Source organism: Curtobacterium sp. SP.BCp (assembly GCF_051903255.1).
Lineage (GTDB): Bacteria > Actinomycetota > Actinomycetes > Actinomycetales > Microbacteriaceae > Curtobacterium.
Genome location: NZ_CP194338.1, coordinates 3,333,148 through 3,356,903 on the forward strand (window position 1 = coordinate 3,333,148; position 23,756 = coordinate 3,356,903).

General features: G+C 71.5%; 21 protein-coding genes. 3 read left to right on the plus strand and 18 right to left on the minus strand.

Annotation, left to right across the window (positions count from 1 at the left end; genetic code table 11):
- Positions 1-14: 14 nt before the first annotated feature.
- The 3 genes from ACRQ4C_RS15950 to ACRQ4C_RS15960 all read right to left on the minus strand — a co-directional run bounded on the left by ACRQ4C_RS15950 (position 15) and on the right by ACRQ4C_RS15960 (position 3,736).
- Positions 15-1,004, minus strand: coding sequence for a GDP-mannose 4,6-dehydratase (locus ACRQ4C_RS15950; RefSeq protein WP_439689359.1), 990 nt, complete (start codon positions 1,002-1,004; stop codon positions 15-17).
- Between the two features lie 5 nt (positions 1,005-1,009).
- Positions 1,010-1,999 (minus strand): GDP-mannose 4,6-dehydratase, encoded by a 990-nt coding sequence (locus ACRQ4C_RS15955; RefSeq protein ID WP_439689361.1) that lies wholly within the window; start codon positions 1,997-1,999, stop codon positions 1,010-1,012.
- 114 nt (positions 2,000-2,113) lie between these two features.
- The gene (locus tag ACRQ4C_RS15960) at positions 2,114-3,736 is read right to left on the minus strand and encodes an MFS transporter (protein WP_439689362.1); all 1,623 of its coding nucleotides are present in this window, start codon (positions 3,734-3,736) and stop codon (positions 2,114-2,116) included.
- A gap of 92 nt (positions 3,737-3,828) precedes the next feature.
- Here ACRQ4C_RS15960 and ACRQ4C_RS15965 point away from each other — a divergent pair, with 92 nt between their 5' ends.
- Positions 3,829-5,004, plus strand: a complete 1,176-nt coding sequence (locus tag ACRQ4C_RS15965) for a MalY/PatB family protein (RefSeq protein ID WP_439689364.1) — start codon at positions 3,829-3,831, stop codon at positions 5,002-5,004.
- 9 nt (positions 5,005-5,013) lie between these two features.
- Here the strand turns inward: ACRQ4C_RS15965 and nagB are convergent, their stop codons facing one another.
- Positions 5,014-5,799, minus strand: coding sequence for a glucosamine-6-phosphate deaminase (gene nagB, locus ACRQ4C_RS15970; RefSeq protein ID WP_439689365.1), 786 nt, complete (start codon positions 5,797-5,799; stop codon positions 5,014-5,016).
- A 57-nt stretch (positions 5,800-5,856) separates the two neighbouring features.
- On the opposite strand from nagB, the gene ACRQ4C_RS15975 reads away from it, so the two are divergent.
- Positions 5,857-6,336, plus strand: coding sequence for an NUDIX hydrolase (locus ACRQ4C_RS15975; RefSeq protein ID WP_439689366.1), 480 nt, complete (start codon positions 5,857-5,859; stop codon positions 6,334-6,336).
- 52 nt (positions 6,337-6,388) lie between these two features.
- Here the strand turns inward: ACRQ4C_RS15975 and ACRQ4C_RS15980 are convergent, their stop codons facing one another.
- The 4 genes from ACRQ4C_RS15980 to ACRQ4C_RS15995 all read right to left on the minus strand — a co-directional run bounded on the left by ACRQ4C_RS15980 (position 6,389) and on the right by ACRQ4C_RS15995 (position 10,552).
- On the minus strand, positions 6,389-7,480 hold the full coding sequence (locus ACRQ4C_RS15980) for an ABC transporter ATP-binding protein (RefSeq protein WP_439689368.1): 1,092 nt from the start codon (positions 7,478-7,480) through the stop codon (positions 6,389-6,391).
- The gene (locus tag ACRQ4C_RS15985) at positions 7,477-8,310 is read right to left on the minus strand and encodes an ABC transporter permease (RefSeq protein ID WP_439689369.1); all 834 of its coding nucleotides are present in this window, start codon (positions 8,308-8,310) and stop codon (positions 7,477-7,479) included. The genes ACRQ4C_RS15980 and ACRQ4C_RS15985 overlap by 4 nt, the downstream gene beginning before the upstream one ends.
- An 83-nt stretch (positions 8,311-8,393) precedes the next feature.
- Positions 8,394-9,407: an ABC transporter permease gene (locus tag ACRQ4C_RS15990; RefSeq protein WP_439689370.1), complete on the minus strand. Its 1,014-nt coding sequence runs from the start codon at positions 9,405-9,407 to the stop codon at positions 8,394-8,396.
- 5 nt (positions 9,408-9,412) lie between these two features.
- Positions 9,413-10,552, minus strand: coding sequence for an ABC transporter substrate-binding protein (locus ACRQ4C_RS15995; protein WP_439689372.1), 1,140 nt, complete (start codon positions 10,550-10,552; stop codon positions 9,413-9,415).
- A gap of 172 nt (positions 10,553-10,724) precedes the next feature.
- Between ACRQ4C_RS15995 and ACRQ4C_RS16000 the strand changes: the two genes are divergently transcribed.
- Positions 10,725-11,162, plus strand: a complete 438-nt coding sequence (locus ACRQ4C_RS16000) for a YdeI/OmpD-associated family protein (protein ID WP_439689374.1) — start codon at positions 10,725-10,727, stop codon at positions 11,160-11,162.
- A 171-nt stretch (positions 11,163-11,333) separates the two neighbouring features.
- Here ACRQ4C_RS16000 and ACRQ4C_RS16005 read toward each other — a convergent pair whose 3' ends face one another.
- From ACRQ4C_RS16005 to ACRQ4C_RS16050, 10 genes are all read right to left on the minus strand, one after another.
- The gene (locus tag ACRQ4C_RS16005) at positions 11,334-12,197 is read right to left on the minus strand and encodes an NAD(P)H-hydrate dehydratase (RefSeq protein ID WP_439689375.1); all 864 of its coding nucleotides are present in this window, start codon (positions 12,195-12,197) and stop codon (positions 11,334-11,336) included.
- Positions 12,187-12,927, minus strand: a complete 741-nt coding sequence (locus ACRQ4C_RS16010) for a histidine phosphatase family protein (protein WP_439689377.1) — start codon at positions 12,925-12,927, stop codon at positions 12,187-12,189. The genes ACRQ4C_RS16005 and ACRQ4C_RS16010 overlap by 11 nt, the downstream gene beginning before the upstream one ends.
- Before the next feature lie 34 nt (positions 12,928-12,961).
- Positions 12,962-13,921 carry a hypothetical protein gene (locus ACRQ4C_RS16015; protein ID WP_439689378.1) on the minus strand — a complete coding sequence of 320 codons (960 nt, stop codon included), beginning with the start codon at positions 13,919-13,921 and terminating at the stop codon, positions 12,962-12,964.
- Positions 13,922-14,266: 345 nt separating this feature from the next.
- On the minus strand, positions 14,267-17,392 hold the full coding sequence (locus tag ACRQ4C_RS16020; protein ID WP_439689380.1) for an alpha-mannosidase: 3,126 nt from the start codon (positions 17,390-17,392) through the stop codon (positions 14,267-14,269).
- Positions 17,393-17,411: 19 nt separating this feature from the next.
- Entirely contained in the window at positions 17,412-18,311 is a 900-nt protein-coding gene (locus ACRQ4C_RS16025) for a carbohydrate ABC transporter permease (protein WP_439689381.1), read from the minus strand.
- 2 nt (positions 18,312-18,313) lie between these two features.
- Positions 18,314-19,264 carry a carbohydrate ABC transporter permease gene (locus ACRQ4C_RS16030; RefSeq protein ID WP_439689382.1) on the minus strand — a complete coding sequence of 317 codons (951 nt, stop codon included), beginning with the start codon at positions 19,262-19,264 and terminating at the stop codon, positions 18,314-18,316.
- 161 nt (positions 19,265-19,425) lie between these two features.
- Positions 19,426-20,787 (minus strand): extracellular solute-binding protein, encoded by a 1,362-nt coding sequence (locus tag ACRQ4C_RS16035; protein WP_290133659.1) that lies wholly within the window; start codon positions 20,785-20,787, stop codon positions 19,426-19,428.
- Positions 20,788-20,899: 112 nt separating this feature from the next.
- Positions 20,900-21,739: a PhzF family phenazine biosynthesis protein gene (locus ACRQ4C_RS16040; RefSeq protein WP_439689384.1), complete on the minus strand. Its 840-nt coding sequence runs from the start codon at positions 21,737-21,739 to the stop codon at positions 20,900-20,902.
- A 67-nt stretch (positions 21,740-21,806) separates the two neighbouring features.
- Entirely contained in the window at positions 21,807-22,364 is a 558-nt protein-coding gene (locus tag ACRQ4C_RS16045; protein ID WP_439689385.1) for a DUF805 domain-containing protein, read from the minus strand.
- Positions 22,365-22,431: 67 nt separating this feature from the next.
- Positions 22,432-23,673, minus strand: coding sequence for an ROK family protein (locus ACRQ4C_RS16050; protein ID WP_439689386.1), 1,242 nt, complete (start codon positions 23,671-23,673; stop codon positions 22,432-22,434).
- Positions 23,674-23,756 lie beyond the last annotated feature (83 nt).

Here is a 23,756-nt window from a genome sequence, read left to right on the forward strand (position 1 = left end):
AGCGCCCTCAGCGGTCACCGCGAGACGCCGCCGAGGACCTCCTCGGACTGCAGGTCGTGGTCGACCATCGCAGCGACCACGTCCACGAACGACTTCGTCGGACGCCAGCCGAGAGCGTCCCGGATCTTTGTCGCGTCACCCCGGAGTTCGAACGAGTCCGCGGGCCGGAAGAACCGCGGGTCTGAGCGCAGTCGTTCCACGCCGTCGGCCAGCGCGGCCCGGCGGAACGCCGCGACGGCGAAGTCTCGGATGCTGTGCGACTCGCCGGTCGCCACCACGTAGTCATCGGCCACGTCGCCCTCCCCGACCAGCCGGAGCGCGTCAGCGTAGTCGGGCGCCCACCCCCAGTCGCGCCGCACGTCGAGGTTGCCGAGGACGATCTCGGACTGGAGTCCCCGCGCGATGCGTGCGACGCCGGCCGTGATCTTCCTCGTGACGAAGGTCTCGGGACGCCGGTGCGACTCGTGGTTGTAGAGGATCACGCTCGATGCGCGGAGCCCCTTCGAGCGGTACGCGCCGACCAGTGCGTGCGCGTAGGCCTTCGATGCCCCGTACGGGTTGATCGGTGCGAGGGGAGTGCGTTCGTCCTGCGGTGCCACCGCCGGCGCCCCGAAGATCTCAGCGCTGCTCGCCTGCACGAAGCCACGGCCTCCGATGATCGGGGGCAGGCCGTCGACACATGCGAGGAGGTTGGCGGCCGCCGCACCGTTCAGCATGGCGGTCTCGACGGGCCGCTCCCACGAGAGCGCCACGGAGCTGAGCGCCGCGAGGTTGAAGACGGTCGTCGGGTCGGTCGCCTCGACGATCGCCCGCACCCGACGGAAGTCGGTGAGGTCTGCGCGGTGCATCCGGACCCCCGGGAGAACCGGACCGCTGTCCCGTGCACGATCGTCGTGGTGGACACCATGGACGTCCCACCCGCGCTCGAGCAGGAGTTCCGCGAGGAAACTGCCGGTCTGGCCGGTGACGCCGGTGATGAGCGCCGTCCCGATGCGACTGCTCATGGCCGTCAGGCTGCCGCGCGCGGTTGCTCGAGCGCGACGTCCGCATCCACCATCGCCCCGACGAGTTGCTCGAACGACATCGTCGGCGTCCATCCGAGGACGTCCCTCGCCTTGGAGGAGTCACCAATGAGGAGGTCGACCTCCGCAGGGCGCATGAACGCCGGGTCCTGCACGACGTAGCGGTCCCACTCCTCGATGCCCACCCGGGCGAACGCCGCGTCGAGGAACTCACGCACCGAGTGGGTCTCGCCGGTCGAGATCACGTAGTCGTCACCCTCGTCCTGCTGCAACATCCGCCACATCGCGTCGACGTAGTCGCCCGCGAACCCCCAATCACGCTTCGCGTCGAGGTTGCCGAGTGTGATCACGTCCTGGAGACCGAGCGAGATCCTCGCGACCGCGAGGGAGATCTTCCGCGTGACGAACTCGGGGCCGCGCAGGGGCGACTCGTGGTTGAAGAGGATGCCGGACGACGCGTGCATGCCGTAGGACTCGCGGTAGTTGATCGTCATGTAGTGGCCGAAGACCTTGGCCACACCGTACGGCGAGCGAGGCCAGAGGAGCGTGGATTCGCGCTGCGGCACCTCCTGCACTCGCCCGAACATCTCCGACGACGAGGCTTGGTAGAAGCGGACCCGACCGGGATCATCAGCGGAGTACAGGCGGATGGCTTCGAGCATGTTGAGCACACCGTTGCCGGTGACCTGGCTCGTGAGGTGCGCGTTCTCCCATGAGTACCCGACGAAGGAGATCGCCGCGAGGTTGTAGACCTCGTCCGGCTGCGCGGTCAGGAGGGCGCGGTGCAGGCTCGAGGGATCGAGCAGGTCGCCGGTGAGGATCGTCACCTCGGGAGCCCACCGCTCGATCACTGCGCGCTTCGGGTTGTTCTGGCCGCGGACGAGTCCGAAGACCTCGTACCCCTTGTCGATCAGCAGACGGCTGAGGTACATGCCGTCCTGTCCGGTGACGCCGGTGATGAGTGCGCGTTTCGCCATGACTCCGCTTCCGCTCGGGTTCGCGGCTCCTGCAGCCGCATCCCGAGTGTAAAGGAAGTGATATGTCTTGTCGAGTATTTCAAATGAGACGCGCTGCGATGGGCAGGTGAGCCGTCAGACGGACGCCGCGGTCCCGCGCACCTTCCCCACGACGACGTCCACGATGCCCGCCACGAGCGCGGCGGCGACGAACACGAGCGCGACCCCGAGGCCGAGCGGCAGCCCCTGCCCGTAGTCGCCCTTCGAACTGGCGAGTGCCGAGTAGAAGACGCTGCCGACCGCCGCGATGCCGATGGCCGAGCCGACGCGGGCGCCGACCTGGATGAGACCACCGGCGGAGCCGCCCTGCTGAACCGGCACCTCGGACAGTGTGAGGGTCTGGTTCGGGGAGATCGTGAGGCCGGACCCGACACCCGCGACGAGCAGCGGCACGACGAGCCACCAGCCGAGGTCGGAGCGGTAGTGGTTCGCGACGACCCAGATCACACCGCCGAGCCCGAGCAGCACGAGGACGGTGCCGACGACGATGAGCTGCCGCCCGAAGCGGTGCACGATCCGGCCACCGATCGTCGACGCGATGCCGGACCCGATCGCGAACGGCACCGATGACAGGCCGGCGAGCAGGGCGGAGTACCCGAGGCCGGACTGGAGGGCCAGCGTCAGGACGAAGAACAGCGGGGTGAACCCGGCGAAGTACAGCGTCGCGAGACCGACGCCGAGCGAGAACGACCGGCGGCCGAACAGGGCGAGGTCGATGACCGGCTCCTTGCTCTTGCCGTAGTGCCGCTCCCACAGCACGAAGAGCACGGCGAACACGACCGCGACGACCACGAGCCAGTACTTCGCGTTGCCCTTCCACACCTCGGACTGCACGAACGGCAGCAGGAGCGCGACCACGGCGGCTCCGAGCAGCACGATCCCGATCGGGTCGAAGTCGTGCTTCCGGCCACGCTCGGCCGTCGCCGCCGCGGGGAGGTACCGGAAGGCCAGGAGGATCGTGACGAGCCCGACGGGCAGGTTCACGAAGAACACGAACCGCCACCCGTTCTCGGTGCCGAACGCCGTGATGAGCAGCCCTCCGACGAGGGGGCCGATCGCGGTGGCGATGCCCACGGTGGCGCCGAAGAGCCCGAACGCCGTACCACGCTCCTTGCCGCGGAACAGCTGCTGGATGAGGGCGGTGACCTGCGGCGTGAGCAGGCCGCCCGCGAAGCCCTGCACGAGCCGCGCGATCACGAGCACGAGTCCGTTCGGTGCGAAGCCGCAGAGGGCGCTCGCGAGCGTGAACAGCCCGACGCCGATGACGAACATGCGTCGGCGGCCGGAGGCGTCGCCGAGTCGGCCGCCGGGCACGAGCAGGAGTCCGAACGCGAGGGCGTAGCCGGAGAGGATCCACTGCACGGCCTCGGGGGTGGCACCGGGCAGGCCGGACGAGATCGACTGGAGCGCGACGTTGACGATCGACACGTCGAGGAGCACGATGCCGCCGCCGAGGAGGCAGATGACGAGGGCCTTCCAGCGGTTCGGGTCCGGCTGGTCGCCGTCGCCGTCGCCGTCGCCGTCGCCGCCGGCGCCCCGGTCGGCGGGCGACGCGGGCGCTGCCGATCGGGCCGGAGGCGCGGACGAGGGGGTCGACGGCGCAGCGGGCGTCTCGACGGCCGCCGCGTGGTGCGCGGCGTGGTGTGCGACGGTGGGAGCCGCATCGGGCTCGACGGGTTTGCGGTGTTCGGCAGCCATGACACCGCCACGGTAGGCGCGTCGGGCGCGGCGGCTCGCAGCGTGCGGGACCTGCGCGTACCCCGACGGCGGGACGCTGCGAGGATGTCTGCATGAGCGTCATGGTCTCCGCGTTCGACGCGCACCACACCCGCACGAGCGAGAAGTACACGGCCTTCCCGCCGGAGGTCCTCCCGATGTTCGTCGCCGAGATGGACTCGGTGCTCGCCGAACCGGTCCGGGACGCGCTCGTCGCGGCGGTCACGAACGGCGACACCGGCTACGTGGGACACGGCCGAGCGCTGCCCGAGGCCTTCGCCGACTTCGCAGCCGACCGGTGGTCGTGGCGCGTCGACCCCGACCTCGTCCGGACGACCACGGACGTGTCGGTCGCCGCGGTGGAGACGCTCCGACGGATCATCGAACCGGGCGATCGTGTCGTCGTCATGCCGCCCGTGTACCCGCCGTTCTGGGACTACGTGACCGAGGCCGGCGGAACCACGGCCGAGGTCCCCCTGCTGCCGCCGGCGGAGGGAGCGGGTGACACCACCGGCGCGACCACGGCCGACTGGCGGATGGACCTCGACGGCGTCCGCGCGGCCCTCGCGGACGGCGTCCGGACGATCCTGCTCTGCAACCCGCACAACCCCCTCGGCCTCGTGCACCCCCGGGACGAGCTCGCCGCCCTGGCCCGCCTCGCCGCGGAGTACGACGCCGTGGTGGTGTCCGACGAGATCCACGCGCCGCTGACCCACGCCGACGCGGTCTTCACGCCGTTCCTCGACTCGTGCCCGGAAGCCGCCGACCTCGGCGTCGCCCTGACCAGCGCGAGCAAGGCGTGGAACCTCGCCGGGACGAAGTGCGCGCTCATGGTCGGGGCGTCGGAGCGAGCGCGGACGTGGTTCGACGGCATGCCGACCGAGGTCGTCGAACGCACCGGGATCCTCGGCCACACCGCGAGCGTGGCGGCGTTCCGCGCGGGCGGGCCGTGGCTCGCGTCGCTGCTCACCGAGCTGACCGTGAACCGGCGGACACTGGCCGAACGGCTCGACGAGGTGCTGCCCGGCGCGCGGTACCGGCAGCCGCAGGCGTCCTACCTCGCCTGGATCGACCTCGGCGCACTGCCGTTCGGCGACGACCCCGCTGCGGTCCTGCTGGACCGGGCGGAGGTCGCCCTGTCACGCGGGCTCGACTTCGGCCGGCAGGGAGCAGGACAAGTGCGCCTGAACTTCGGCTGCTCCGCCGAGACCCTCGACGAAGCGCTCAGCAGGCTCGCGACGGCGCTCTGAGCCCCCGGGTCACTCGAACCGCTGCCACTCCGGCTTGTTGTCGTACGTGTACCGGTAGTAGTCCGCGAGCCGGAGTCCGGCGGCGGCCTCCTCGTCGACGACGACGGTCGCGTGCTGGTGCAGCTGCAGCGCCGACCCGGGCACGAACGACGACAGCGGCCCCTCGACCGCGGCGGCGACGGCGTCCGCCTTCGCCGAGCCCTGCGCGACGAGCACGAGCTCGCCGGCCTCGAGGATGGTGCCGAGCCCCTGCGTCATGCAGTGCGTCGGCACCTGGTCCGGGGAGTCGAAGAACCGGGCGTTCGCCTCGCGCGTGGACGGCGCGAGGGTCTTGATGCGCGTGCGGGACGCGAACGACGACGTCGGCTCGTTGAAGCCGATGTGCCCGTTGGCGCCGATGCCGAGGATCTGCACGTCGACCCCGCCCGCGGCACGGATCGCGGCGTCGTACTCCTTCGCGGCGAACTCGAGGTCGGCGGCGCGGCCGTCCGGCACGCGGACGCGCGACGGGTCGAAGCCGAGCGGGCCGACGACGTCACGGGCGATGACGGACGCGTAGGACTCCGGGTGCTCGAGCGGGATCCCGACGTACTCGTCGAGGGCGAACCCGCGCGCCTCGGCGAACGAGATCTCGCCGGCGTCGACACGACGCTTGAGGTCGGCGTAGATGCCCTGCGGGCTGGACCCGGTGGCGAGACCGATGACGGCGGACGGCTTCTTCGCGACGACGGAGGCGATCTTGGCCGCGGCGACGCGACCGACCTCCGCCGGCGTGGGCAGGATGATGATCTCCACGGTCCCACCCTACTGGTCATGACCAGTCCGCGACAGGGTGTGCCGTAGCGTGGGTGCGTGCCGACCCCCGACTTCGTCCTGTCCCTCCGCGAGCGCATCGGGAACCACCCGCTGTGGCTCACCGGCGTCACCGCCGTGGTCACGCGCGGCTCCGGCGACGACCGCGAGCTCCTGGTCGTCCGACGTGCCGACACCAGCGCGTACACGCCCGTCACCGGCATCGTCGACCCCGGCGAGGAACCCGCCGTCGCCGCCGCCCGCGAGGTCCTCGAGGAAGCCGACGTCGTCGCGGAGGCCGTGCGGCTCGCGTGGGTGCAGGTGCTTCCGGAGATGACCTACCCGAACGGCGACCGGGCGCAGTACCTCGACCTCGTGTTCGCGTTCCGCTACGTATCGGGCACGCCGTTCCCGGCCGACGGCGAGAACACCGAGGCGTTCTGGGCCCCGCTCGACGCCCTGCCGCCCATGTCCGAGGACATGCGCGCCCGCGTCGACGCCGCGCTGTCGGACGAGGTGGCGACGCGCTTCCAGCGCTGACGGGCGGACGGGAGGCGCGTTGCGGGGTCGCACCGCGCCTCCCGTCCGGTGCTCAGTGCGTGGGCGCGGTGCGCTCCCCCACGGGCGCGACCGCGACCGGTGCGCCGGTCAGGCGCACGGCCACCGGGTCGCCGGCCGCGCGCCGGTCACCGACCTCGTGCTGGACGGTGACGATCGTGTCGTCGTCGAGGCGGACGGTCGTGCGGCGGATCGACCCGAGGAAGCTCGACGAGACGACCGTGCCGGTGATGCCCTCCGCGGCGAAGGCCACGTCCTCGGGGCGGACGTAGGCGACCACCGGGCCGTCCGCCGCCGTGCGGTCGATCGCCGGCACCGTGAAGCCGTACACGAACACGTCGCCGCCGCGGAGGTCGCCGTGCATCCGGTTCGACTGCCCGACGAAGTCCGCCGTGAACGCCGAGGCCGGAGCGCGGTAGAGCTCCTCGGGGGTGCCGACCTGCTCGATGTCCCCGGCCCGCATGACCGCGATCCGGTCGGAGACGGCGAGCGCCTCCTCCTGGTCGTGGGTGACGAAGACGGTCGTGATGCCGAGGTCGCTCTGGATGCGGCGGATCTCGTCGCGGAGCGAGACCCGGACCTTGGCGTCGAGCGCGGAGAGCGGCTCGTCGAGCAGGAGCACCCGGGGGCGGGTGACGAGGGCCCGGGCGAGGGCGACCCGCTGCTGCTGCCCGCCCGAGAGCTGGTGCGGGTACCGGTCGGCGAACTCGGCGAGGTGGACCATGTCGAGCGCCTCGATGACGCGCTCGCGACGGGCGGCTACCGGGACCTTCCGCATCTCGAGGCCGAACGCGACGTTCTGCCGCACCGTCATGTGCGGGAACAGCGAGTACTGCTGGAACACCATGCCGATGTCGCGGCGGTTGACCGGCACGCTGCTGACGTCCGAGCCGTCGATGCGGATGGTGCCGGCGTCGACGGCCTCGAGGCCCGCGAGTGCACGGAGGGCCGTGGTCTTGCCGCAGCCGGACGGCCCGAGGAGCGAGACGAACTCGCCGGGCTCGATCCGCAGCGACAGTCCGGCGAGGGCCCGGTGGGCACCGTAGTGCTTCTCGACGCCGACGAGCTCGACCGTGGCGCCGGTGCTCGCGAGCGTGGCGGGTGCGGCGGGTGCGGTGGTGGTCATGCGGACTCCTTCGGGGCGTGCCGGCGGCGTGCGCCGACCCGGCCGATGACGACGAGCAGCACGAACCCGAAGAGCAGCGCTGCGAGCGAGAAGATCGCGGCGACGTACGGGTCGGTCGACTGCACGAGCAGCAGCGCCGTCTGGAACGTCGTGCGGGAGAGGAACGAGGCGAGGGTGTACTCGCCGAGGACGACCGTGATCGTGAGGAAGCACGCGGCGGTGATCCCGCGTCGGAGGTTCGGCAGGAGGACGCGCCACGTCACGGTCCACCACGAGGCGCCGAGCGACCGGGCGGCCTCGGACAGGACGGCGACGTCCATCGCCGTCAGCGCGGCCGCGATGGGGCGGAACGCGAACGGCAGCGACACGATGCCGATCGCGAACGCGAGCGTCCAGGCGCCGGACCCGAACACCTGCGACACCACCTGGTACACGGGGATGAACCCGACGACGAGCACCACCACGGGGACCGTGATCGGCACGATGCACACGAACTCGAGCACCCGACGGAGCCTCGGGTAGCGGAGTGCGGTGATGATCTGCGCGGGCAGGAGCACCAGGAGCACGATCGCCACCGTGATGACGGCGATGAGCAGCGAGGCGCCGAGGCCGTCGAACACCGGCTGGTAGGTCGCGGCGTTCACCGGGTCGGTGAGCGCCGTGTAGTGGTCGAGGGTCAGGCCGCCGTCGGTGCCCTGGCGGAACGTGAACTGCAGGAGCGCGACGAGGGGGAGGGTGAAGACGAGGCCGACCACGACCAGCACGATCGCGGCGGTGACCAGGGACGGGGCCGGGCCGAACCGGCGGGGGCGACCCGTGCCTCTCCCCACCGGCTCGGCCGGTCCGCCGCTGGCGCGTCGCCCCGGGACCGGCGGCGTGGGCCCAGATCGGGTCCGCGGAGCGGTGCCCGCGGTCACCGCTGCCACCTCGCGGCCCGTCGCTGCAGGAGCGAGTAGGCGCCCATCACGACCGCCATCACGATCACCATGCCGAGGGCGAGCACCCCGGCGACGTTCTGGAGGCCGATGATCGTCTCGCTGGTGAGCTGCGCGCGGATCGTCAGCGGGACGATGCCGCCCTGCGAGATGAGCGCCGCGGCGGTCGCGAACGAGGAGAACGCGTTCGCGAAGAGGAGCAGCAGCGACCCCCAGAACGCCGGCGCGAGGACGGGCAGGGCGATGCGCCGCCAGTACGTCGCGCGGGAGGCGCCGAGGGTGGCGGCGGCCTCGCCCCACTGCGTCTTCACGCCCTCGAGGGCGGGCATGAACGTGAGGACCATGAGCGGCACCTGGAAGTAGACGTAGGGCAGGACGAGCCCGGGGACCGTGTAGAGGAAGGCACCGCCCGCGTTGAGGTCGACGCCGAAGGTCGACACCAGCCAGGTCGTCACGAGTCCCTGCACCCCGATCGTGGCGATGAACGCGAAGGCGAGCATGACGCCGCCGAACTGGGCGAGCACGCTCGCCGCGGCGTCGATCACGGAGCGGACCATGCCGTCGGGCCGGAGCGCGGACAGCGCCCAGCACACGACCGCGCCGATCACCGCGCCGACCACGGCGGAGACGGCGGAGAGGCCGAAGGACGCTCCGAAGGCGCGGAGCACGGTGGGGTCGGCGAACGCGGCGAGGTTCGCGAACGTGAACGCGCCGTCGCCGGTGGAGAAACCGCTGCCCACCGCGATGACGGCGGGGACGGCGAGGAACAGGAGGACGTACGCGGCGAACGGGGTGAGGCCGAGCCACGCGACGCCGCCGCGGCGCCGGACACGGGGTCCGGCGCCGCGGCGGGCGGTGGCATCGGCGGCTGCGGTGGTCCCGCTGGTCACCGCCGGCGCCGCGCTGGTGGCGGCCGGCCCGGCGGTGACGGGAGCGGACGGCGCCACGGTGCCGGGGGCGGCGGGCACCCCTGGGGCCGATGCGGTGGTCATGCCGGTCAGGAGCCCATCGTGGCGGACCACTTGGCGGACAGGACCTTCGCGGCGGCCGTGACCTGGTCGTCCGTCAGCTCGACGTAGTCCTTCGGCATGCCGCCGGCGGCCTCGAGGGCGTCCTGGTCGACCTTGCCCGACTTCTCGAGCGCGGCGAGGGTGGACGGGAACGCGCCGGCCTGCAGGTAGAGGTTCTGCACGTCGGGGCTCGCGATGTACTCCTGCCAGAGGCGCGCGGCCGCGGGGTGCGGGGCGTCCTTGTTGATCGCCTGCGAGTAGTACGAGCCGAGCGCCTGCCCCTCGGGGACGACGGTCTTCCAGTTCTTGTTCCCCGACGACCCGGCGGCCGGTCCCCAGGCGAGGTTGTTGTAGGACCACTGGATGACGACGGGGGTCTCGCCCGAGGCGACCGTCGCCTGCGAGGGCAGGACGTTCTGGAAGTTGCCGGCCTGCTTGAGCTTGCCGAAGTACTCGACGCCCTTCGTGATGTCGTCCGCCGAGCCGCCGTTCTCGAGGGCCGCCAGGTACACCGCGCTCGCGGCCTGGTTCGCCTGCGTCGGGTCACCCGCGATCGAGACCTTGCCCTTGTACTCGGAGCCGAGCAGGTCGTTCAGGTCCTTGGGGGCGGTCTTCACCTTCGACGAGTCGTAGCCGATGGACATCAGGCCGGTGTAGTCGCGCGTCCACTTCCCGTCCGCGTCCTTGAGCGTGTCCGGGATGTCCGACCAGTTCGCGACCTTGTAGTCGGTGAGCAGGCCGAGGTTCTGCTGCATGACGGCGTTGCCGAGGTCGAGCACGTCCGGTGCGGTGGACTGGCCCTTCTGCGACTTCACCGCGGCGACCTCGTCGGCGCTCGAGCCGTTCGGGTTCGCGGAGTTGACCTTGATGCCGTACTGCTTCGTGAAGCCGTCGATGATCTTGCCGTAGTTCGCCCACGACGGCGGCAGCGCGATGACGTTGAGCTGGCCCTCGGCCTTGGCGGCCTTCACGAGGGCGTCCATGCCGCCGGCGGACTCGGCGCTCGTCGCGGTCTTCCAGTCGGAGTCGTCCTTCGTGGACGCGCTGCTCGTCGCCGAGCAACCGGCGAGGGTGACGATGGCGGCTGCCGCGAGGGCGATGCCGGCGAGGGTGCGCTTGTGCTGCACGGGGTGTGCCTTCCGGGTCGGGGATCCGTTCCGCACGACTGTGCGACTCGGTCGGTGACGAGGATGGCCGGGGCCGGTTTCCGGCCCGGATCGGCACGGTGAACGGGGATCGAACAGTTGCTCCCGCGACGGTGCCCTTGCGGTGGTGACACCCCGGTGGTTCGCTGTCCCCGTGCAGTTCACGACGACGGTCCTGCTGGCCCGGAAGACGGCCACCGGACTCCCGGTCCCGCCCGAGGTCATCGACGCGCTCGGCGCCGGGAAGCGCCCGCCGGTGGTGGTCACCCTGAACGGCGGCTACACGTACCGGTCCACGGTCGGGGTCATGGGTGCGCAGTCGCTCGTCCCGCTGTCGGCAGAGCACCGCGAGGCCGCCGGGGTCGCCGCGGGTGACACGGTCGAGGTCACGATCGACGTCGACACCCTGCCCCGGACCGTCGACGTGCCGGACGGCCTCGGTGCGGCACTCGACGCGGCCGGGGTGCGCGCGGCCTTCGAGACGCTCTCGAACTCACGGCAGCGCGCCCTCGTCGACCCGGTGCTCCAGGCGAAGGCACCCGAGACGCGGGCGCGGCGGGTGGAGAAGGCGGTCGAGTCCCTGCGCGGGTAGCGGCGCGGTCGCGGGCGCGGTCGCGGCTGGTCGTTCCGGGCGTGCCTGGTCGTTCCGGGCGTGCCTGGTCGTTCTTTCCCGCCAGGAATGCCCGGTTCCACCAGTCACGCCAACCGCGATGGGAAAGAACGAGCGGTTGCCGGACGTCCCGGCGACGGGGCCGCAGGTGTGTCAGGCGCCGAGTTCGACCAGCACGTGCGGGATCTCCGCGACGAGCTCGCTCGCGACGTAGCCGAGCGGCCCGACCTGCACGGCCAGGCGGTCCCCCGCGGCGGCGTGCACGTACGACGACCACGCGACCGCCTGCGCCGGGTCGGCTCCCCGCGCCAGCAGCCCGACGATCGCGCCCGAGAGCACGTCTCCGCTGCCGCTCGTCCCGAGACCGCCGGATCCGGTCCCCTTGAGCCACGTCCGGCCGCCGGGGGTCGCGATCGCGTCGCCGAGGGCCACCACGGCTCCGAAGTGCTCCGCGATCTCGACGGCGTCGGCCACGGTGTCATCGCCGCAGCTGCGGCCGAGCAGTCGTTCGGCCTCCCCGGAGTTCGGCGTCATCACGAGACGCCCGCGCAGTGGTTCGAGTTCCTGTCGGAGGTCCGCCGCGACGCCCAGTGCGAAGGCGTCGAGGACCACGAGGGTGTCCGGGCCGACGGTCCGCGCGAGCGAGGCCACGAGGTCGCGCGTTCCCTCGGGCTCGTCCAGTCCGGGTCCGACGAGCACCGCGTCCGCGGACGCCGCCGCGTCAGCGATGCCCTCGCCGGCCCCGACCGCGACGTGGCCGTCGGGGTCCTCGTCGAGGGGCTCGACGCCGGACTCGGGCACGGCCACCGCAACCTGGGATGCGACGCTCCGCGCCACCGCGAGGGTGAGCCGGCCGGCACCGACCCGGAGTGCGGCGAGCGCCGACAGGACCGCTGCGCCGGGCGTCCGTGCGGCGCCTCCGACCACGAGGACCTGCCCGCGCCCGTACTTGCCGGCGCCCGGCTCGGGGAGCGCCCAGTCGCGGAGGAAGTTCGGGGTGATGGGGTCAGCGGACACGGGCGTCGTCCTTCCGGCCGCCGTGCTCGGTGACCTCGTCATCGTCGAGGTGGCCGACCGAGGAGAACTCCTCGAGCGACCACGGGGAACCGACGGCGTCGCGTCGGAGTCGGGTGAGGGAGGCGTTCGCGACGGTGTGCGTCCGGGCGAACTCCATGAGGGCGGGTTCGTCGAGGTCGAGGCAGACGGCGACCGTCAACATGACCACGGCGTCGTGCGCGGCGACGACCAGCCGCTCGGTGTCGTGCAGCCGGTCGACGTCGGCGAGGACCGAGCGGAGCCGCAGCACCACGTCCACCCAGGACTCCCCGCCCGCGGGCCGGTGGTAGTACTTGCCGAGCCACTCGCGGCGGCGCTCCTCGTCGGGGTACCGGTTGCGGACGCCCTGCCGGGTGAGCAGGTCGAGCACGCCGAGTTCGCGGTCACGCAGCCGTTCGTCGGTGCGGCGCTGGGGTTCGGCGAGCGAACCGTGCTCGAGCGCGATCGCGATGGTCTGCTGCGCGCGGCGGTACGGCGACACCCAGAGCGCGACGGGGACGTCGTCGAGCGCGCGATCGGCGAGCTCGGTGCCGAGGGCACGGGACTGCCGTTCCCCGAGCGTGCTCAGCGGGACGTCCGCGTCCCGGTGCCCGGCGTCGATGACGTCCGCTCCCTCGGCCTCGGCGCGGGCGGCGGCGACGTTCGCCTCCGATTCCCCATGGCGGACGAGCCAGATCTCCGTGACGGCCATGCGCGCCACGGTAGTGACGGCTCCCTGTGCCGCTTCACCGTCTCACGTCGCGAGCGCTCCGGACCGGGCGGAGGAGGCACGGCAGACCTGCGATGCGGAGGCGGCGGGTCAGCGTGTCGAGATCGAAGAGGTCGCGCCACTCCAGCCGGATGATCGTGCGGACGGCCGAGGCGGTGAGCAGGGCCTCGTGACGGCGCTTCTCGTCGACGACCACCTGCTCCTGCGTGCGGCCGTTCCGGTACCGCGCCTGCGTGTACTTCGCGAGGCCGTCGACCTCGATCACGACGCCCTGCTCGGGGAACCAGAAGTCGACCTCGTACCGACGGCCTGCGACGACGAACGGCTGCTGGAGGACCGGGGCGGGGAGTCCGAGTTCCCGGAACACCACTCGCGCGAGGGACTCAGCGGGGGAACCGGAGCGGGCATCCGCGAACTCGATGACGGACGTGGCGAGGACGCGGCTCCGTGCCGTCGACCCCACCGCGGCGCAGATCGCGGCGCGAGGGCAACCGCCCCGGAGTGCCGCGTCGGCGACGACGACACCGGAGCGGAAGTCGCCGGCGAGCGCGATGTCCGCGACGGTCCGCGGCAGCGTCGTCGTGTGGATGCCCCGGACCTCGATCCGATCGGCGTCGGTCACGGCGCGCGAGTGCAACACCAGCGCCGAGGTCCGTCCGCGGTACATCGACGTCGGCACCGTGGCGTGCACCGGGACGTCCCAGCCGTGGAGCGCCGGCAGGCCGTGGATCGCTGCCGCTGAATCGTGCGATGCCGTTGCGCGGACTCCGATGCGACCGAGCCTGGCGTACACGCGTGTGACGTAGCGCTGTCGCGGGCCCGCAGCGTCCCATCGTGCCCCGTGCACGAAGGCGTTGGGGCCGACGCGGACGAGTCGGTCCGGGCCGTGCGCGCTGGTTCGTCGGCGCAGGGTGGTGGCATCGGCACCGGCCTCGTGCATGGCCGAAGCTCGGAGGATCGGCAGCGGTTCGTTCATGCACGGCAGATTGCCCACGCGACCCGCGCACAGCGGTGCCGTCCACGAGATCTGTGGACGGGCCTCCCGGACCGAACGTTGTGGAGGAAGAGCGTTCCTTCCCAAAGCGTCCGCGATACCTGATCTTTCCGGGCGTACCTGGTCGGAAGTTCCGGCCAGGTACGCCCGGATCGACCACCCACGCCCGGAACGACCAGCCCAGCCCAGCCCCGCCCAGCCAGCCCAGCCCAGCCCAGCCCCGCCCCGCTCGCGCACGCAGCGCGGCGCCGGGGGAGCGCACCCGAGCTCCCCCGACGCCGCAGCCTCTCCGCCGGACCCGCTGCCTCGGGCCCGGCTCGTCCTCCGCTAGGCCCGTCGGACCCGCAGCGTGACGATCTCGAACGGGCGCAGGGTGAGCACGACCGGCTCCCCCGCACCCCAAGACGACGACTCCACCGGCCGCTCGAGCAGGTCGACCGCGGAGACGGACGCCACGTCGAACCCGAACGACACCCCGACGTCGGACGCCCGACCGCCCGAGGCCTCGTAGAGCCGGACGACGACGTCGCCCGAGCGGTCCTCGGCGAGCTTGACGGCCTCGACGAACACCTGCGGGGACGACACCGTCACGAGCGGGTCGACCACGGCCGACCCCGGGACCGACCGCACCGGCAGGTTCAGCCGGTAGCCGGAGTCCGCCGCGTCGAGCGCGGTCGCCCCGACCCGCAGCACCGTGCGGAACACGTGGCGCCCCTGGTCGGCGTCCGGGTCCGGGAACGTGGGTGCGCGCAGCAGCGACTCACGGACCAGGGTCGTGGTGCCGCCGTCGGCACGGGTCGACCGGGTGATGTCGTGCCCGTAGGTCGAGTCGTTCGCGACCGCGACCCCGAACCCGGCCTCGGCGACGTGCACCCACCGGTGGGCGCTCGTCTCGAAGCGGGCCGAGTCCCAGGAGGTGTTCTGGTGGGTCGGCCGGTCGATGTGCCCGAACTGGATCTCGCTCGACGCGACGGACGCCCGGACGTCGAGCGGGAACGCCAGCTTGAGGAGCTTCTGGTGCTCGTGCCACTCGACCTCGGTCTCGATCCGCAGTTCAGGGGCACCCTCGACGGCGGAGTAGCGCGTCGTGATCGTCGACGACCCGAAGGACCGCTGCACGACCACGGTGTCACCGTCGACGGTGACGTCCGAGGCGACGAGCACGGTGCCGTTGCGCTGGAAGGCGCGGTCGATGTCCCACGCCTCCCACTGGTTCGGGGTGTCGCGGAACACGGTGTACTCCGCGCCGGCGGACCCCGGTGCGATCGCGTCGCGGCCGGTGGCGTTCGCCACGAGCGACACGACGTGGCCGGCCGCGTCGACGGTCGCGGTGACGATGCCAGTGTCGAACACGAGGTGGTCGCCGTGTCGGACGGGAGGCACGGCTCGCTCCCCGTCGGTCGGCGAACCTCCCAGGGCGGTCACCCCGCCCGCCGCCACGGGCGAGGCGTTGAACCGGACGAGCTGCCCGCCGGCAGCCGTGGCGTCGGCAGCGCCCTCGCCGGTGGTGGAGGGGCTCGGAGCGTCGAGCAGTCCGGCGCCGTGGCCGCCGACCGCGGCCGAGGCGGCTCCGACCCCGGCGAGCGCCTCGGCCCCAGCGTTCGCGAGCGCGGTGGTCGCCGTGCCGATGAGGCCTTCGAGGACCTCGGCGACCCGGGCGTAGTTCTCCTCGGCGACCTCGTAGACCCAGGCGATCGACGAGCCGGGGAGGATGTCGTGGAACTGCTGGAGCAGGACGGTGTGCCAGGCCTCCTCGAGTTCCTCGTACGGGTAGTCGAGGCCGTGGCGGACGGCGGCCGTGGCGGCCCAGAGCTCGGCCTCGCGGAGCAGGTGCTCCGAGCGGCGGTTGCCCTGCTTCGTCCGGATCTGCGACGTGTAGGTGCCGCGGTGGAACTCGAGATACATCTCCCCCGACCACACGGCGGGTTCGGGCAGGACGCGCTCGAGCTCCTCGAAGACGTCCGCGGGCGTGCCGAGCGTGACCCGGGGCGAGCCGTCGAGGTCGTGCTGGCGTCGGGCTGCGGCGACCATCTCGCGGGTGGGTCCACCACCGCCGTCGCCGAAGCCGTAGAGCAGCATCGAGGTGTTGGCGACGCCCCGCTCCTTGTTCTGCCGCTCGCCACGGTGCAGGTCGGCGGGCGAGACGTCCGAGTTGTACGTGTCGGCCGGGGGCAGGTGGGTGAGGACGCGGGAGCCGTCGATGCCCTCCCAGTGGAAGGACGTGTGCGGGATGACGTTCGTCTCGTTCCACGACGGCTTCTGCGTGACGAACCACTTCGAGCCGGCGGCGCGGACGATCTGCGGCAGCGCACCCGAGTAGCCGAACGAGTCCGGCAGCCAGGCCTCGGGGGTGTCGATGCCGAACTCCTCGAGGAACAGCCGCTTGCCCGCGACGAACTGCCGCGCGAGGGCCTCACCGCCGGGGAGGTTGGTGTCGGACTCGACCCACATGCCGCCGACCGGGATCCAGCGCCCCTCGGCGACCCGCTGCTTGATGCGCTCCCAGATCGACGGGTAGCCGTCCCGGATCCACGCGTACTGCTGCGCCGACGAGCACGCGAAGGTGAAGTCCGGGTCGCGGTCCATGAGGTCGAGCACGTTCGAGAACGTGCGCGCGCACTTCCGGATCGTCTCGCGGACGGGCCAGAGCCACGCGGAGTCGATGTGCGCGTGGCCGACGGCGATCGCGCGCTGCGCGGACCCGGAGGCGCCCACGGCGAGCAGCGGCGCGAGGACCGCACGGGCGTCGGCAGCGGTACCGGCGACGTCGTCGGGGTCGAGGGCGTCGGCGGCGCGTTCGAGGCCGCGGAGGAGGTCCGCGCCGCGGGTGCCGTCGGTGGGCAGCTCCCCCATGAGTCCGCGGAGCACCCAGAAGTCCTGCTGGAGCTCCCAGACGGTGTCGTCGCGCTCGACGAGTTCGATGCGGCGGACGCGGTAGATCGGGTCGGAGCCGGCGGTGGACTTCGAGCCGAGCGGCGTCGCGCCCTGGAAGGAGTCGCCGCCGATGTCCGGGTTCGCGGCGGCCTCGACGTAGACCTCGAAGGACTCGCCGGGGCCGACCTCGAGCGGGACGGTGTCGTTGTGCGGCTCGATGCCCTTGATCGTCGTGCCGTCCGGACGCCACGCGAGCCCCTCGGCCTGGAAGCCGGGGTTCCGCTTCGTGAAGCCGAGGTCGACGAGGAGCTCGGCGGTGGTGCCGGGTGCGGTGCCGAAGTCGGCCGGGACGGTGCCGCGGATCCGGAACCACGTCGTGCCCCAGGGCTTCCCGCCCCAGGCGCCGCCGTCGAACGGGGTGTACTCGGCGGCGACGGCGGTGGCGAACGGCACCGGTTCGTCTGGTACCTGCCAGGCGTCGATCGTGACGGGGGCCGAGCGGCGGTGCACGGCGGGGTCGATGCGGTCGCGGACCAGCCGGGCGATCCGGGCGTGGACGAGCGGTTCGTCGGAGTGCATGGAGGAGGTTCCTTCCGGCTCAGCCCTTGATGCCGCCGGCGAGGGCGTTGCCGCCGCCGAGGCCCCGGGACACGAGCACGTAGAGGGCGATGACCGGCACGGAGTACACGATCGAGAACGCGGCGAGCTGCCCGTAGGCGACGGCGCCGTTCTGGCCGAAGAAGTTGAAGATGCTCACTGCGGCGGGCACCTTGTCGGGCGAGAGGAGCAGCACGAAGGGGACGAAGAAGTTCCCCCACGCCTGGATGAACACGAAGATGAACACCACGGCGATGCCCGGGCGCATGAGCGGGATCACGATGCGCCACAGCGTGGTGAGCATCGAGGCGCCGTCGGTCCAGGCCGCTTCCTCGAGCGACACCGGGACCGAGTCCATGAAGTTCTTCGCCATCCAGATCGCCATCGGCAGGCTGGTCGCGGCGAGGAAGAAGATGCAGCCCCACACGTTGTCGATGAGGTTGAGCGACACGAACAGCGCGTAGACGGGGACCATCATCGCGGTGATCGGCAGGCCGGTGCCGAACAGGATGCTGTAGAGGAACGGCTTGTTGACGCGCATCTTGTACCGGGACAGCGGGTACGCGGCGAGGATCGCGACGACGACCGTGACGACCGCGGTGCCGCCGGAGAGCAGCAGGCTGTTGCCGAGCGGGATGAACGACAGGTCCGGCGTGAGCACCTTCGCGAAGTTGTCGAGCGTGAACTGCGTCGGCATCTTCACGGACAGCGACGCCTGCGTGTCGAGCGATGCGAGCACGAGCCACAGCAGCGGCACGGCGAAGCAGACGGCGATGACGAGCAGCACGACGTTCGACACCCAGCGCATCGTGCGGCCGCGCGGGGAGGTCATGTGGAGGGCGCCGGAGGCGGTCACCGCGCGGGTGGCGTTCGCGACCGGGCGGTCAGCGGTGAGGGCCATGGTCAGTCCACCTCCGGCTTCAGTGCCTTGATGTAGATGATCGAGAAGACCGCGCCGACGATGAGCAGGATCGTCGCGATCGCCGTCCCGAAGCCGAGCTGCGAGAACTTGAACGCCTCCTGGTACGCCAGGATCGGCAACGTCGACGAGTTCGTGCCGGGCCCGCCACCCGTCATCACGAAGATGAGCGTGAACACCGACAGCGTCTGCAGCGTCGTGAGCATGAGGTTCGTCGAGATCGAGCGGCGGATCACGGGGATCGTGATGTAGACGAGGCGCTGCCAGCCGGCGGCACCGTCGACCTCGGCCGACTCGGTGATCTCCTCGGGGACCTCCTGCACGGCGGCGGAGTAGACGAGCATCGAGAACGCGGTGCCGCGCCAGATGTTCGCGAGGATCACGGAGAGCATCGGCAGCGTGTAGAGCCAGTTCGGCCCGGTGATGCCGAAGATCTTCAGGAACTCGTTGAGCGTGCCCTGGTCGTTGAAGAACGCGTACGCGGCGAACGAGGCGACGATCTCGGGCAGCACCCACGCGGCGACGACGAACGTGCCGACGATCGACCGGACGACCTTGTTCGCGCTGCGCATGAGGAGCGCGAGCCCGAGGCCGAGCACGTTCTGCCCGACGACGGCGGAGGCGAGGAGGAAGACGACGGTGAGGATGACGGACTTCGGGAAGTCCGGGTCCTGGAACAGCTCGACGTAGTTCTTCAGCCCGACGAACTGCTGGTCGGAGGCGCCGACGCCGGTGAGCGCCGAGTTGGTGAACGACCCGTAGAACGACGAGATGACGGGGCCGAGCAGGAAGATGACGAGGAGGACGACGGCGGGCAGGAGGGGGACGGCCCGTCCGACGTTCCGCAGCGGCCTCCGCTTGCGCGGTGCCGGCGGGTCGGTGCGCTGCGGCGCACCGGGCGCCGACAGGGTCGGCGCGAGGGGGGTGCTGGACACGGTGGGTTGCCTTCCGGGTGCGGAGAGGGTTCCGAAGGTGGGGAGGGTCGGACGGGAGGCGCGGCGCACGTCGCGAGCCGTGCCTCCCGTCCGTCAGGTGGTGACGTCCGTCAGGTGGTGACGTCCGTCAGGTGGTGACGTCCGTCAGGACGTGCCGTCCGTCAGCCGGCGGAGACGGTGTTGTCCTTGCCGACGACCTGCTCGACCGCCTGGTCGTACGCGGCGGCGGCCTGCTTCGGGCTCTGCTGCCCGGTCATGACCGACTCCATCGCGACCTGGATGGCGTTCGAGACCTGCGAGTAGTCGCTCGTCGCCGGGCGGAAGTTGGTGTGCTCCACCAGCCCGGAGAAGAACTTGAACGTGGGGTTCGCGTCGGTGTAGGCGCTGTCCTCGGCGACGTCCTTGCGGACGGCGATCTGGCTGTTCTCGGTGTCGTACTTGAGCGACCCGTCCTTGTCGAGGAACTTCGTGATGAAGTCGAACGCCGCCTGCGGGTTCTTCGAGTTCTTGCCGACCGCGAGCGTCCAGCCACCCGACATCGAGTTGTAGCCGGGCTCCTGACCGTTCTGCGTCGGGAACGCTGCGGTCCCCATCACGTCGTTCCACTCGGACCACGGCGCGGTGCCGGTCTTCAGCCAGGTACCGGACTGCCACGAGCCGTCGAGGTCGATCGCGAGCTTGCCCTGCGGCAGCCACGTCTGGGCGATGGTCGTGCCGACGTTGGTGTCGAGCGCCTGCTGCGGGGTCGGGCCGAGGCCGCCCTGGTAGACGTCCTTCACGAACTGCAGCGAGTCCTCGAACTGCTTCGAGCCCGTGACCCACTTCTTGTCCTTGTAGAGCGTGTTGCCGTCGCCGTCGGCGCCGTACAGGAGCATCTCGAAGCCCTGCATGGTCGAGGCCTCGCCCTGCGCCTTGCCCGAGTAGATGTTGAACGGGATGACGCCGGAGTCCTTCTCCTTGATCGTCTTCGCGGCGGCGAGGACGTCGTCCCAGGTCTTGGGCTCCCACGGGACGGGGAGGCCGACCTTCTTGAAGATGTCCTTGTTGTACCAGAGGGCCCGGGTGTCGGTGCCCATCGAGACGCCGTAGGTCTTGCCGTCGACGCCCTCACCGGCTTGCTTGGCGTTGTCGTAGAACTGGTCCCAGTCCTTCCACTTCGCCGTGTACTTGTCCAACGGCAACAGGTAGCCGGCCTGCGCGTCCGCCTTGATGAGGAAGGTGTCCTCGTACATGACGTCCGGCGCGGTCGCCGGCGCCTTGTTCATGAGCGCGAGCTTCGTGTAGTAGTCGTTGCCCTGCGCCTGGATCGGCACGAGGGTGACCTTCTTGCCCGGGTACTCCTTCTCGTACTCCTTCTTGACTTCCTTCATCTGGGCGTCGAGCTGCTGGAAGGCGCCGAACTTCTGGTACGCGATCTTGATGGTGTCGCTCGAGGCGGACCCTGAGCTGGAACAACCCGCCAGTCCGACCGCGGCGACTGCCACGGCTGCGAGACCGGCGATGATTCGGGTGCGGCGTTTCATCGGTGCTCCTTTGCACGGGATGTCCGCGGGTGCCGTCACCCGCGCGCAGGATTAGTCCAGCGTATTGACTTATCCGTGTCAAGAGGGAGTCCGGTACCGTTCCGGAACGACCTCACACCGGGGTGGCGCCGCCGGTCACCGTGGTGCCCCCGGCCTCGGGCACGTCGACGAGCAGCACGCTCGGGCGTCCGACGTGCCGCCCCTGCCGGATCACCACGCGGTCTCCCGGCTGGGCAGCCCCGACCGCCCGGAGGTACGCCCCGGTCGACGCCGCGGCCGATCCCGTCGCGGGGTCCTCGGTGATGCGGCCGGCGGGGAACAGGTTCCGCGCCTCGTACTCGAGCGGCCCCGTGCGGTGCAGCACCGTCACCGTGCCGGCCCACCCGGCTTCGTCCTTCAGCTCGGCGAGCACGCGCGGGTCGAACCGGAACTGGTGGAAGAGCTCGGCGTCGGTGAGGACGAGCACGGGGTGGCGGTTGCCCGCGAAGGACTCGAGCACCGGGAACCCGTCGGCGATGTCGTCCGGTCCGATCCCGGTCACGTCGAACAGCCGGGCGAGGTGACCAGGGTCGACCTCGCGCGTCCACGGCTCGACGCTCGTCATCGCCAGGAGCACCGCGCCGTCCGCACCCGTCGTCGTGTGCACCGCGATCTCCCCCGCCGGGGTGACGAACACGCGGTCCCCGGTGCCGTGCCGCTCGGCGAGCGCGACCCCGGTGGCGACGGTGGCGTGCCCGCAGAACGGCACCTCGGCCGCGGGCGAGAAGTACCGGACGACCGGGCGGTCGAGGGCTCCCCCGACGACGAAGGCCGTCTCGGAGTACCCGACCTCGCGGGCCGTCGCCAGCATCTCGGCGTCGGACATGCCGGCCGCGTCCAGCACGATGCCCGCCGGGTTGCCCCCACCCGGCTCGGCGGCGAAGGCGGTGTACCGGAGGATCTCGGAGGTCATCCCCCGACGGTACCGCCGGTGCGCCCCGACCATGTCGGGCGCCCGGCCCGGACGTCGGATCGTCGGATCAGGCGCCCTGCCCGTCGAACCGGGCGCCGCGCCCGTCGAACCGGGCGCCGCGCCCGTCGAACCGGGCGCCGCGCTCGTCGGACGGGAGCGTGAGGAACACGATGAGGACCACGTTGCCGATCGGGACGGCGGCCAGCAGCACCCACCAGCCGGAACGGTTCGTGTCGTGCAGCCGACGAGCGATGACCCCGATCCACGGGAGCAGTGCTGCGAGCGCGAGGAGGGCGAACAGCAGCAGACCGACGAGTCCGACCGGTGGCAACGACGACAGGAGCGTCCACCAGACCGGGAACGGGTTCATCGCCCGGAGCGCCTCTTCCATCACCGCCTCGTCCGCAGGCGAGACGTCCTGCGGCCGCCACGTGAGGATCCCGATCAGGTACGGGATCTGCGCGATGCTGGCGAGGATGTACCACCACAGCACCCACCACCAGAACTCGGCTCGCGCTGCTCGGCCCGAGAAGACGGTGTACCCGCGCCAGAACCGGCCGAAGGACGCCAGGAGCGTCGCTCGGTGCCAGGCCGTCCCGACGGGTGGTTGCACGATGTCGGTCACCCAGCCTTCTTACCGAGCAGACCTCACAGCACCTCCGCGGGCATGTCCCCCGCGCGTCGGCACCCGGTCAGCGCCGGATCAGCAGGGTGCTCGCCCGTGGCGACAGTGCGGCGTCGAGCACGAGGCACGCCGCCCCGACCGCAGCGACGTCGGCGCCGCGGTCGCTCTCGTCCACGACGATCGGGTGCTTCGGGACGAGGAGCGGCGACGCCACGATCGCCGCACGCGCAGCCGGGAGCGCAGCCGCAGCGATCCGCGACCAGAACGGACCGCCGAAGACCACGCGGTCGAGGTCGAGCAGGTTCACGATGAGCACGGCCGCGTTCCCCATGACCCGGCCGGCGTCCGCCGCGAGCGCGTGCGCGTCGGGGTCGCCGTCCACGATCGCCGCGGCGAGCGCGTCCCACGCCCGGTCGACCGAGGCCGCGTCCGTGACCTCGCCGAGCGCCAGCCCGCGGGCCGCTGCGATCTGCACGAGACGGTCGGGGGCCACCGCGGCGCCGACCTCCCCGCGGGTGCCGGAGCCGTCCGGGGTCCCGGCGAGGGGGCCCTGGTCGACCATGATGTGTCCGGCGTCACCCGCGTTCGCGCCCACGCCCCGCACGGGTTCGTGGTCGAGGACGAGCCCGACGCCGAAGCCGGTGCCGAAGTACACGAAGGCGAAGTTGCGGGCGGCGGACTCCCCCGCCAGGAACATCTCACCGACCGCCGCGGCCGTGACGTCCTTCTCGAGCAGCACCGGGTAGCCGGTCGCCTCGGCGAGCGCGTCACGGAGCGGGACGTCGCGCCACCGTGGCAGGAACGGCGGGTCGAGGACGACGCCGGCCTCCGCGTCGATCGGTCCGGGACTCGCGATGCCCACGCCGAGGACGGTGTCGACGTCGACCTCCGCCCCCACGACGAGCGCGTCCACGGCGTCGGCGATGGTGCGGACCACCTCGGCGGGGTCGTCGGCGGTGGGCGTCGACGTGGTGCTCTGCGCGACGACCGTGCCGGCGAGGTCGAGCAGGACGTAGGTGACGATCGCCGGGTCGACGTGCACGCCGACCGCGTAGCGGCTGCCGGCCTCGAGCCGGAGGATCGTCCGTGGTTTGCCCCGGCCGGAGACGACGGTGCCGGACTCGACGATCATGCCGGCCTCGATGAGGAACCGGGTCACGTTCGAGACGGTCTGCGCGCTGAGCCCCGTGCGCCCGGCGAGCTCCACCCGGCTGAGGCCCTCGGGCGAGCGTCGGACGGCGTCGAGCACGACGGTCCGGTTGAACCCCCCGATCGACGGGAGGTTCGCTCCGCGCCGGTGCTCTGCCATGTCGCGACCATACCGCCCCGCTGACCGGGCCCTGCACGGTGACAACGTTGCGGTATCGGTCCACGCGGCTCGCTGGCCCCCGG

What these genes read in the sequence shown, in the direction of transcription:
- ACRQ4C_RS15955 (WP_439689361.1), bottom strand. Translation starts at nt 1,999, where the DNA reads ATGGCGAAACGCGCACTCATCACCGGCGTCACCGGACAGGACGGCATG.
- ACRQ4C_RS16010 (WP_439689377.1), bottom strand. Translation starts at nt 12,927, where the DNA reads ATGGCCGTCACGGAGATCTGGCTCGTCCGCCATGGGGAATCGGAGGCG.
- ACRQ4C_RS15990 (WP_439689370.1), bottom strand. Translation starts at nt 9,407, where the DNA reads ATGACCACCGCATCGGCCCCAGGGGTGCCCGCCGCCCCCGGCACCGTG.
- ACRQ4C_RS15980 (WP_439689368.1), bottom strand. Translation starts at nt 7,480, where the DNA reads ATGACCACCACCGCACCCGCCGCACCCGCCACGCTCGCGAGCACCGGC.
- ACRQ4C_RS16015 (WP_439689378.1), bottom strand. Translation starts at nt 13,921, where the DNA reads ATGAACGAACCGCTGCCGATCCTCCGAGCTTCGGCCATGCACGAGGCC.
- ACRQ4C_RS16040 (WP_439689384.1), bottom strand. Translation starts at nt 21,739, where the DNA reads ATGACCTCCGAGATCCTCCGGTACACCGCCTTCGCCGCCGAGCCGGGT.
- ACRQ4C_RS16025 (WP_439689381.1), bottom strand. Translation starts at nt 18,311, where the DNA reads ATGGCCCTCACCGCTGACCGCCCGGTCGCGAACGCCACCCGCGCGGTG.
- ACRQ4C_RS15950 (WP_439689359.1), bottom strand. Translation starts at nt 1,004, where the DNA reads ATGAGCAGTCGCATCGGGACGGCGCTCATCACCGGCGTCACCGGCCAG.
- ACRQ4C_RS16035 (WP_290133659.1), bottom strand. Translation starts at nt 20,787, where the DNA reads ATGAAACGCCGCACCCGAATCATCGCCGGTCTCGCAGCCGTGGCAGTC.
- ACRQ4C_RS16020 (WP_439689380.1), bottom strand. Translation starts at nt 17,392, where the DNA reads ATGCACTCCGACGAACCGCTCGTCCACGCCCGGATCGCCCGGCTGGTC.
- ACRQ4C_RS15965 (WP_439689364.1), top strand. Translation starts at nt 3,829, where the DNA reads ATGAGCGTCATGGTCTCCGCGTTCGACGCGCACCACACCCGCACGAGC.
- ACRQ4C_RS15960 (WP_439689362.1), bottom strand. Translation starts at nt 3,736, where the DNA reads ATGGCTGCCGAACACCGCAAACCCGTCGAGCCCGATGCGGCTCCCACC.
- ACRQ4C_RS16050 (WP_439689386.1), bottom strand. Translation starts at nt 23,673, where the DNA reads ATGGCAGAGCACCGGCGCGGAGCGAACCTCCCGTCGATCGGGGGGTTC.